The sequence below is a fragment of the Staphylococcus sp. HMSC056G08 genome, assembly GCF_001812305.1.
Classification (GTDB): Bacteria; Bacillota; Bacilli; order Staphylococcales; family Staphylococcaceae; genus Staphylococcus; species Staphylococcus simulans.
In genome coordinates, this window is the sequence record NZ_KV808519.1 from 1 (window position 1) to 576 (window position 576).

Consider the following 576-nt stretch of genomic DNA (forward strand, 5'->3'; position numbering starts at 1 on the left):
GTTAGCTATATTTTTTTACTTTGCAACAGAACCGAAAATAATCTCTTCAATTTATTTTTATATGAATCCTGTGACTCAATGATTGTAATATCTAAAGATTTCAGTTCATCATAGACAATGTTCTTTTCAACATTTTTTATAGCAAATTGATTAAATAAATTCTCTAATTTCTCCCGTTTGATTTCACTACCATAGATTATATTATCATTGATATAGTCAATGAATAATGACAAATTATCACTCATAACAGTCCCAACCCCTTTATTTTGATAGACTAATTATCTTCATCATTGTAAAACAAATTACACCCTTTAAATTTAACTCAACTTAAATATCGACAAATTAAAAAACAATAAAATTACTTGAATATTATTCATAATATATTAACAACTTTATTATACTGCTCTTTATATATAAAATCATTAATAATTAAACAATCCTTAAAATATTTAACTTTTTTGTGATTATTACACATTATCTTATCTGCTCTTTATCACCATAAAAATAGAAAAAACAAGATTCCTAAAGAATATAGGAATCTTGTCAGACCGTAGACAAACTACCGTTATAACTTGA

At 24.0% G+C, this 576-nt stretch carries 1 protein-coding gene; it reads right to left on the minus strand.

The features are described from left to right. Positions 1-5 precede the first annotated feature (5 nt). Complete coding sequence (locus HMPREF2846_RS10515) at positions 6-245, minus strand: hypothetical protein (RefSeq protein ID WP_001282728.1); 240 nt, start codon at positions 243-245, stop codon at positions 6-8. Between the last annotated feature and the right edge of the window lie 331 nt (positions 246-576).